Here is a 9140-nt window from a genome sequence, read left to right on the forward strand (position 1 = left end):
CCCATCTTCTGGTGAGGTCGGGGGCCACGCCGTGGCGGTAGGCCCGGTCGACGGTGTCGATCAGCGCGCGGGGAGAAGAAGAAGAGCGACGGATGCCACCGCGCTGCGGCCGCACCCCCTCGGGGACGGGCTGGTCGTGCACCGCGCGCAGGACGCGTCCGAGCTCATGCCAGTCGACGTGGTCGGGTCCGAGATCGACCGCGTCGGCGCCGTCGACCCAGTGCGAGACGGTGATGAGGTGTCCGGCCGCGGTGGCCCACAGCGCTCCGTCGCGGGTGGGGACGGGTTGCAGCACTCCCCCGGCGGCGGCGAGCCCCGTGGATCCCGCGAGCGACAGCCCGAACTGCACGTCGCGCGAAGTGATCTTGAGCGCGTAGCGCGCTCCCCCGGCGTCGACGCCGGTCCACATGGTCGCCGCGGAGTCCCACCCGCCCTCGAACCGCTCGAGGTCGGTCAGGTCGAGGTCGTACTGCTCGCGAAGCAGACGGGCGACGCCCGCGGGGGTGGACACGTCGGCACGCGCGCCGCTGAGGGCGTCGCGAGGTGCCCCTGCCCCCGAACGCCGTCCTTCGTTGGTGCCGGCCCCCATGGCCGTTGAACGTTCCACTGTGGGGTCAGCCTGGACCACCGGCGCTCAGACGAGTGGCTCTTGACAGCGAAGCGTGAGGGATGATCCACGACCTGCCGCCCCTGAGCATCGCAACGGTGACTTGCACCTTCAGACCTGAGAGCAGACACACCCGTTGCGTTCGAAACCTCCCGAATTACTGGACTAGGAGACCCTGATATAGGTTGACATAGGACTTCGCAGTCGACCGGGAACTAAAGTCTTTTTCCACGCGGGCCATAGCGCTCTTGCCCATCTTTCTGGCGGCGGGCGAGCCGACTAGACCGATTGCATGGCGAAGATCTCGACTCATCACGGCCAGCTGCGGAACCGTCAGAAGCCCCTCCGCCCCGTTCGTTATCTTGTCAGGAATTCCACCGACTGCGCAGGCCAAAATAAACGCTCCATGAGCCATTGCCTCCAACGTGGTGAGACTGCTTCCCTCGGACCGCGAGGGCTGTACAAATAGCCCGGCTCGACTGAAGGCGTGCTGAACCTCAGCGTCGCTAGCCCCTGCAACGATTCGAACACGGTCCTTAATGGACAGGTCAGACAAGACCCGACGCAGATATTCATCCTGCGAACCGGAACCATAATGAGTCCAGGTCCAAGGAAGGTCACTGCAAGCAGCTAATGCCGCGGCAAGCAGATCATAGCCCTTATTATGTTCCACCCGACCCACTGAAACGATACTCCCACCGCCGTCGCCCCAGACATCTGAGCTGCGATGGGATGCAGCGATTGATCGAAGAGCAAGCGCGTCCACAGAATTGGGTATCAGAACCACCTTGCTCTCAGGGATACGGAGCTTTTTCACAAGCGCCCCAGTAATCGAACTGTCGGTTGACACCACGCGGGACACCGCACGTGCACCTGTCAAGGACAGGTGCCTGAGAATAGGCCGTACTGCGAACGTCGAGAGACCCATCGGGTCAAACTCCTCTAGCCCGTGCGGGTTCATCACGGTTGGGACTGAGCTCGGGATCATGGATGCGGCAGCAGCCGCCGAACCGTGTAGGTGCACGACATCGCCAAGCCTGAGGTTTTCGACCAGGCTTGAGGCGGCTCTTCGCACCCAAGCCGAATACGCCACCCCTTGCACCAGCGAACGAGGACGGCGCATTGTCGGCCAGTCCACGCGTTTCCCTTCCGTGGAACTCACAAGAGGCGCGTGTACAAGCACATCAATTCCCGCATTCCGCATCTCCGACACGTGGTCGGCTGCCGAACGCTCAAGACCGCCAAACCCTCCGCTCGGCGCGATTGACCGAACGACGACATGTAGTCTCATACCGCCGCACCCCTACGCCGTGACGCCAACACCTGAACGCAAACCCGCCATAGGAAGTAAGCGTTGCCTACTACATACCGAGCCATAAGACGTCGCGGCTCCTGGATAGTGCGCCACAACCATTCGAAACCGGCTTTTTGCACCAGCGATGGCGCGCGTCGGGTCCTGCCCGCAACGTGGTCGGCTAAACCACCCATCGTGAAGAAGACTTGGCCCGGGCCGCCATTCGGCATCTCATCAACGATCGTTCTAACAAAACGTTCTTGAGAACCCGCGCCCATCCCTACCAGCACAAGCCCCGCGCCGCTTTGTCGCACGAGCTTCGCAGCTTGGGTCCACTCTTCTGGCGATGAAAAGTAGCCATTTCGACTGTAGGCCACATGCGCGCCTAATTGCTCGACGGCTTTGCGGAAAATGGCTAAGGTGTTCTGATCAGACGCAACAACGGCGACACTAACACCCGAGTCCGCCCCGATCGACACAAGATCTCGCCAGATGTCAGTCGTCGCCAGCCTCTCTACGCGTTTCGACTTCGCAAGCCATCTCAGTCCGAGAACGGCTCCAGCACCGTCTGCATAGATGACGTCCGACCGAGAGACATCGAGACGGTATTGGCGGTCCACAGACGCGCGACGGAGAAGAGCCGCATAAAAGCCGACGAAGACCGAATCATGGCCAGCACGTAGGCTTGATGCGTATAAGCTCAGAAGCCCCTCCCTATCTAGCGCATCGAGCGGGACGCCGTCAATGAGAATGCGCTCAGGTTTCATATACTTCTTTCATTCTCTTCGCCATCGTGTCGATGGAAAACTCGCGCTCATACACGGATCTAGCAGAACGGGAAAAAGAGAACCAGTCATGCGGAACCGTCTGTTCGAATTGTTGCGCAAATAAGTTTGCTGAATATTTTTCTGGCCAGACGAGGCCAGCCTGAGCACGCCCCACTACGTCCGCGATCTCGCCGCATTCCGTCGTGATCACAGGGGTACCAACTGACATCGCCTCCAAAGCCACTAGAGGTAGTCCCTCCCAAGTGGAGGTGATAACAAGAGCAGACGATCGAGCCATTAGGTTGATGAGATCCTGTCGCGGCAGCCACGCTGTGTAATCGACGACCGCGCTGAGACCGAGTCGCTCACGTTCACGCAGGAAGGCCTCCTCGAGTTCACCCCCTCCTACCCATGTTGCGGTTAGATTCGGCGCGTGGTTTCGCAGGGCGTCCACAAGCGCGAGAAACCGAATCGGGTCCTTCTGGGTCGCCATACGACCCGCCGCAAGCAAATGAAAGGTCTTTAGGTCCCGTCCGCGGTCCTCACCGGGCGGCGCGAGCTCAGGAACGCCGTTGGGGATCACCCGTATGGGCACAGATCGGCGATATACACGTTGAGTATGCTGTGCAATTCGATGCGAGACCGCGATGATGACTGGAGACCGAAAAGAGATGAACTTCTTGTCGGAAAACTCGTTATGTATGTGCTCGACGAGCTTCTTACGCGGCGCGGAGGCCCTCATAAATAGGGCTGCGATTCGTTGATGGGCATGCAGGACATCCGCTTCGCGGATGGCGCGATGAACCGAGAGAAGACCGATCGCAACGTCCGGGAAATCGTCCCGCACGTCATCGTCATACTCGGACGAGAACATCGCAGCAAGGCGCAATTCATGTTCAGGCACACTCGCGGCGAGATCGCGCATGACATTTGTAACACCGCCGCGGTCGAAACGGTTCGTTAGGAGCAGAATTTTCACAAAAGCTCCTGGAGTCGGCGAAGCCGTTCATCGACATGATGTGAAGCGGCAACCGCCACCAATTCTTGCGGATCGACGGCGGCCGCCGCGAGGTATTCATCGCGAATGTTGAAAACTCCAGAGATGCCGTGCAACGCCGGCGCATTGGACGCTAGCACTGGGACACCATTCATCATGTAATCCCAAGTCTTCAACGGGAAGCTGTATAGGTTGTACGGCGTTCTTTGGAGCGCGACGATGCCAAAGTCAGCTTCTTCACACAGATGTTTAATCTGGTCACCGGAGACTGGCTCTCGCACCGCGACACGGTCGTGACGTAGTAAGTCGCGTAGTGTTTCATCGGCACCGGCCAATTGCCTACCTGCCATCACGAGACGTCGATCCGAGTCAGATGAAAGCCATTCGATGAGCGCCGCCGCGTCGATCTTATAGGAGTCAAAAGCGCCAATATAAAGAGCTCTTCGACCCTCGTTCCTCCGTCCAGAGATTGAGGTCGCGCTCATCTCGTGAGCCCCCTCCAGAAGAGCAACTGGCTGCTTCCAGTCAATACCACGACGCCGCGCGAGCGTCTGGCTGGTGGCTATGCGCACGTCAGCCATGTGGGCAACCTCTAACTCAGCCTCCTTCACCATCTGAGAGGATTCGAGGCTTGCATACTGCGGTTGATATTCGTAAGCGTCAACACAATCGTAGACAAGCTTCTTATATCGCAGACGCGCAACCAACGGAGCGGAAAAAGGATCATAGCTGATGACCAGATCCCAGCTCTCATCTGACAGGGTTTTGCTTGTCAGCCACTGATTTGCCTGACGGAAAACTCTATTTCGAGGCTGTGCGGCGCGCGGGAGCAAATTTCGCGCATGCAGAATGCTCATATCTGGTTGAGATCCCGAAGGGCGCACACCGAAGCCAATCGTCTCGAGATAAGTTACCGACCACCCCGCGCGCGCCGCTGCCCGCGCTAGTCGCTGGCGGTTGGTCGATCCGATGCGCCCAAAATAGGGCTCATTACTCACGAACAGGACTCGCGGTGCCAAGAAAGCCTCCACAAATAATTGCGACCATCAGGGCTGAAGGCCACGCGACAATATTTTCGAAGAACATCAGAATTACAAGAAAAACAAGTACGGGAAGAGCGGGGCTCAGACGCCGAACTAGCCAAACGGCCACGACCACAACGAACGCACAAAAAGCTACCAAACCCAACACGCCCAGGAAGGCGGTTACGTAAAAGAAGGAGTTATCAACGACTTCAACGCCGTAGGTGAGCTGGTTTGGCGGGATCTGATTACCGAGCGTCAACCCTATCCCGGTGATTGGCGCCTCGCCCGACAGAAGTCGGGTCCAAACTCGCTCAGCAACAGCGGCGCGGTAGACGGAGGAACCATCGCCGTCGCGACCAAAAAGATCGCGACCGCTTCCCACGAAGTTCAGAGCAAAAAAGGCCGCTCCGACGAGAATACTGGCGAGAAAAATGCGCCGTCGTGTCGACATGCGCGCACGTCTCCCGCTTACCACTACGGTTGCCGCGGCGAGCAAGCACGCGATGAGCACCGATCGCGTACCGGTCGCGATGATGCACGCGCCGGCCAAGACTGCCGCGAAGAGGAAGTAGATCGTTCTCGCGCTCGCAGAATTGACCCAATAGGCAATCAAGAGGATGAGTCCCAAACCAAGAATCGCCGCCATCTCATTAGGACTCGCAGCCCAACCCGACGGCCGGACGCTGCCCTCGGCTGAGAGATACCCCGAGAGCCGCACTGTGGAGTACTCGCGCGCAGGCAAGCCAGAGACCACGGAAAGGAGGAACGTTACGCACAACACCACACTGACAGCGACCGCCGAAATTGTGTCCTGCGTAGCCCGATAGCTACCGGTCAGCGACGCAAGGGTCGCACCCATCAGATAAGTACGGCAGAAGGCGTTCAGAACGTCGAGATCGGTCGCTTGCCCATCCACTGAGCCCTGCGTTACTGCCGCGAGGAACGCCAACGCGAGTGCCCCAGCTATGGCCCACCGGGCGGCCCCCTGGGTCCTTTTTAACCACGCCGTAAATAGCGCAATGGCCACGACAAGGACGAAGCTGGGTACGCCAGGAAGGGACGTCACGATGGCCGTGAGCAAAAGAATCGCTACTGTGACCGGTGAGGTTCGCCTCCCGCTTTTTGGACTCACCGCAATCCAAATGGCCGCAAGAAATGTGAACGTCGCCCACGTCAACGTTAGACCAGGCACCTGCAGGATGCTGAGGGTGACAAGAACTGTCAGACATGCAGCACCGAAAAGGGTCACTCTCCCCGTGTGGGTCAACTCTCACCCTCCAGATTCGGCCGAAATATATGTCGCTGAACAACCCATAAGACGAGCATCCCGACGAGGCCTGCAGCGCATACAACTACCCACGGAGCGGGGCGCGCGACCGAGGTGACAACGTAGAGCGGCAGGGCGAAGCCTGCCGAAATCATCAATACTTTGAGTTGAGGAGAAACCGGCAAGGTAATTGCGTGGGATCTGTGCACGACGTAAAGCGTCATCGCCGCCCCCGTAACCGCAGCTGCGACGCTACCGAGAATTGCCCCCCAAATACCGATTAATGGCATGAAGATCAGATCCGTAAGCACTAGCGCGGCTGCACTCGCCACTATTGATCCGAGCAGCATCGACGTTCTGTCCGTGGCGACCAGAAGAGCGTTAGTAGCCCCACCCCCGGTGAGCCTCTGAATCAGGAGCGCTGCCGAAATCCCGATGTACAACTCCCCGCCGAGGTCGCCGTATTCAGGCCCGTACAGCAGCAACATCAGGCTTGGCGCTACTGCCATGCTGAGGACCACCGCCGGTATGGACAGACCACTAGTCGCGATCAAGACACGACGCCATTCCGGGCTCACGTGATGGTGGCCGCGAGAGGCAGCATCGGCAAGACGCGGCATTGTTGTTGCGCCGATCCCCAGGATTGTTGCGGTGGCAGCCATATAGGCGAGTGCATAGGCCGCGGAATATGCTCCGATATCACCGAGCGCAATGCCAACGCCTGCCGCAATCATTACGTGTAGCTGACGGCCCAATAGCGGCGTGCTCGCGGATGAGGCCATTAGGGAGAATCTTTTTGCGACAGTCGGACGCAAATACCCTGCGCCGTCATCTCTTTTACCAAGGCCGACCGCACATACGCTCATCACGAGTGCCCGGAGAATCACCGAAAAGCATAAACCACTTAACAGCTCAACGGCGGAGTCCGGAGGCAAGAAAAAGAAGAAGGCACCCATTGCCAAGGCCTGGGCACCAACACCGATGATCGACAGCACCGCATTGAACTGCCGCGTGAAGTAGGCATTGCACAGGTAGACAGCTGCAGTACCCACCGAGTAAATAATCGTTAGAGATCCCAGCGCGCTCCATACGAGCACAAGAGCCGCGAGGCATACCGCGGCTATGCAGATCACTCCGCGAATTTTAGCCTCTCGTACGAACGTCTGACGCAACAGACCGGACCTGGCCGAGGTCATAACCTCATCGCCGCCGACCGAGAGTCCGATGACGACGAAAGATGCGGCACTTGTCACGACGGCGACTAAACCGAACTCGGATACGGGGAGCAGACGGGCCGCCAGGATCTGCCAAGCAAAACCAAGGGCGAGGTCGCCCAGACGACTTGCTTGGAACAACCAGCTCGCGCGTCTATTCATTATTCCCGGTGATCGCGGCCGCAACCGCCAGCGAGCGTCGAGCCGCCTCTTCCCATGTGAACAGACCAGCACGCTGGAGTCCGCGGTCGTGCATATCCGCTCTCATTCCGTTCTCCTGTGTCAAGCGAACGATTTGCGCGGCTAGGTCTTTTTCCATGGACTCGCCCCTCTTGACCACTATTCCGGCGCCCTCGGCCACCTCTGTAAGGGCTGCGTCGTCGCTCACAATCACAGGGGTTCCATGGGCCATAGCCTCAAGCGGCGGTAGACCAAAGCCTTCAGCCTCTGATACGTAGCAGAACACCGAAGCATTCGCGTACAGCCACTGCACGTAATCGTTCGGCTGGTACCCCAGCTCTTCGGCACCTGCATCCATCAATGCCTCATCGAGATCGGCGGTTTCGTCTGCTGACAACCAGCCCCGCTTTCCGACGATCACAAGACGCCAGTCCGCGATGTCGGGCGCATCCCGCTTTGCACGCGCAAAGGCCCTGCACATGAGCGACACATTCTTACGCGGCTCGATAGTCCCGACGTAGAGAATGATTTTCTCTCGTTCCGCGGTGTTTACGATGCGGGACACGTCGAATCGCACACCTTCGTAGATGACGTGCGTCTTTCTTTGAGCCCGGCCCCCGAAATGGTTCGTCACGTCACGCGCAACCGCATTAGTCGGGACCAAGATTGCCCCTACGCGGCGCACCGCCGCGCGCAGAAAAAGCCTGTGAAACAGACGGTTTCGCAGCGTGTGCCTCTCAGGGTAGAGAAGAGGTGTTAAATCATGAATGGTTAGCATGGAACGACGACCAAGAAAAATTGGGACGATCAGACTCTCAGGTGAGAAATACACTGCTCGGGGGCTCCGCAGTGTTTCTATAATGCCGCGCAGATGAAATCCGAAGCCCGCGCCCGTCAGAATGCGCAGATTCGCGATATCTTGCAAGTGCGTGAAGAGAGACTGCTCGTAGTGACCTACACCCGTCGCTTCCCCCGCAGTCTTCCTGCCGTCTGCCACGATCTCGATTCGAGATTGCTGTAGTGCCCGCACGCTGGTTCCAAACTGTCATTTAACATTCGTAAAGTCGTCCCTGCCTCCATCACGCAACCCGACCGGCATCGAGTCTCGCATCGGACTCACGATCAATTGATGAGGCAATCGCTTGATTCAGTCAGCATCAAACTTGGAGCACATATACAGCGCAATCCGATCTCACAACGTCGAAGCGCTGACGGGGTTCACCGGGAGCGAAGATTTCTAGACCCGCGATCAAGACCCGCCGCGCGATCATAGCAAGCCCGTGTGACGTCTATGTGACGTCGAACCCCGGCAGGAGACAAGGCGCCATGATCCAGAACGCCGCGCGCCGAGCCCGAACCGTATCGCAACGTTTAAGTCGTCACTGGAGAAATGTACCGGCAACACCCAGCGCCAAGAACGAACCGTTGTACACAACGTGCGCGAATAGCGCGCTCCACGCGCGCCCCGTGAGGAGAACCATCACGGCGGTGGTCACTCCGACGACGAAGAGCTGCGTTACGTTCCAAGCCGTAAGCGGGCCCATCACCGCATGGAAACCTAGAAAGAGCCCCGACGAGGCCAGAGTGGCGCCCCAGCCCGCGACCAGGGCTCCATTTCGCGGTCGCAAGATCTGAAAGACGCAAACGCATAAAACGCAGCGAAAGAATAATTCCTCTACTGCGGGACCGATGAAGCCGAGAGGCAACGCCTCCCCAAGAACCCACACGAAGAGGGGGGAATTGCTAAGCGTCGGCGAAGTTGGGAACGCAACCGCGTTCGCTCCCCCAG

9 protein-coding genes are annotated in these 9140 nt (G+C 58.8%); all 9 read right to left on the reverse strand.

From position 1 onward, the window contains the following. Window positions 1-511 (reverse strand): hypothetical protein (locus DBR36_RS09830; RefSeq protein WP_219927640.1); only part of this gene is annotated, 511 nt, incomplete at its 3' end. A 253-nt stretch (window positions 512-764) separates the two neighbouring features. Next, window positions 765-1898 (reverse strand): glycosyltransferase family 4 protein, encoded by a 1134-nt coding sequence (locus DBR36_RS18835; RefSeq protein WP_108318953.1) that lies wholly within the window; start codon window positions 1896-1898, stop codon window positions 765-767. Continuing rightward, complete coding sequence (locus DBR36_RS09840) at window positions 1895-2668, reverse strand: WecB/TagA/CpsF family glycosyltransferase (protein WP_108318955.1); 774 nt, start codon at window positions 2666-2668, stop codon at window positions 1895-1897. Before DBR36_RS09840 ends, DBR36_RS18835 begins: the two co-directional genes overlap by 4 nt. Next, window positions 2658-3647, reverse strand: a complete 990-nt coding sequence (locus DBR36_RS09845) for a glycosyltransferase family 4 protein (RefSeq protein ID WP_146185310.1) — start codon at window positions 3645-3647, stop codon at window positions 2658-2660. The genes DBR36_RS09840 and DBR36_RS09845 overlap by 11 nt, the downstream gene beginning before the upstream one ends. Then, window positions 3644-4663 carry a glycosyltransferase gene (locus DBR36_RS09850; RefSeq protein WP_146185311.1) on the reverse strand — a complete coding sequence of 340 codons (1020 nt, stop codon included), beginning with the start codon at window positions 4661-4663 and terminating at the stop codon, window positions 3644-3646. Before DBR36_RS09850 ends, DBR36_RS09845 begins: the two co-directional genes overlap by 4 nt. Then, a complete protein-coding gene (locus tag DBR36_RS09855) occupies window positions 4656-5939 on the reverse strand; it encodes an O-antigen ligase family protein (RefSeq protein WP_146185312.1) in 1284 nt (427 codons plus the stop codon). Before DBR36_RS09855 ends, DBR36_RS09850 begins: the two co-directional genes overlap by 8 nt. 14 nt (window positions 5940-5953) lie before the next feature. After that, window positions 5954-7312 (reverse strand): lipopolysaccharide biosynthesis protein, encoded by a 1359-nt coding sequence (locus tag DBR36_RS09860; protein WP_181373547.1) that lies wholly within the window; start codon window positions 7310-7312, stop codon window positions 5954-5956. 13 nt (window positions 7313-7325) lie between these two features. After that, window positions 7326-8348 (reverse strand): glycosyltransferase family 1 protein, encoded by a 1023-nt coding sequence (locus DBR36_RS09865; protein WP_146185313.1) that lies wholly within the window; start codon window positions 8346-8348, stop codon window positions 7326-7328. A gap of 382 nt (window positions 8349-8730) precedes the next feature. Then, window positions 8731-9140: CPBP family intramembrane glutamic endopeptidase (locus DBR36_RS09870; protein ID WP_181373548.1), on the reverse strand; the 410-nt coding region annotated here is incomplete at its 5' end.

Origin of the sequence: Microbacterium sp. HMWF026, from assembly GCF_003061325.1 — a bacterium.
GTDB classification, from domain to species: domain Bacteria; phylum Actinomycetota; class Actinomycetes; order Actinomycetales; family Microbacteriaceae; genus Microbacterium; species Microbacterium testaceum_E.

Excerpts from the sequence above, each read along its gene's own strand:
- DBR36_RS18835 (WP_108318953.1), bottom strand. The coding sequence starts at position 1,898 with ATGAGACTACATGTCGTCGTTCGGTCAATCGCGCCGAGCGGAGGGTTT.
- DBR36_RS09840 (WP_108318955.1), bottom strand. The coding sequence starts at position 2,668 with ATGAAACCTGAGCGCATTCTCATTGACGGCGTCCCGCTCGATGCGCTA.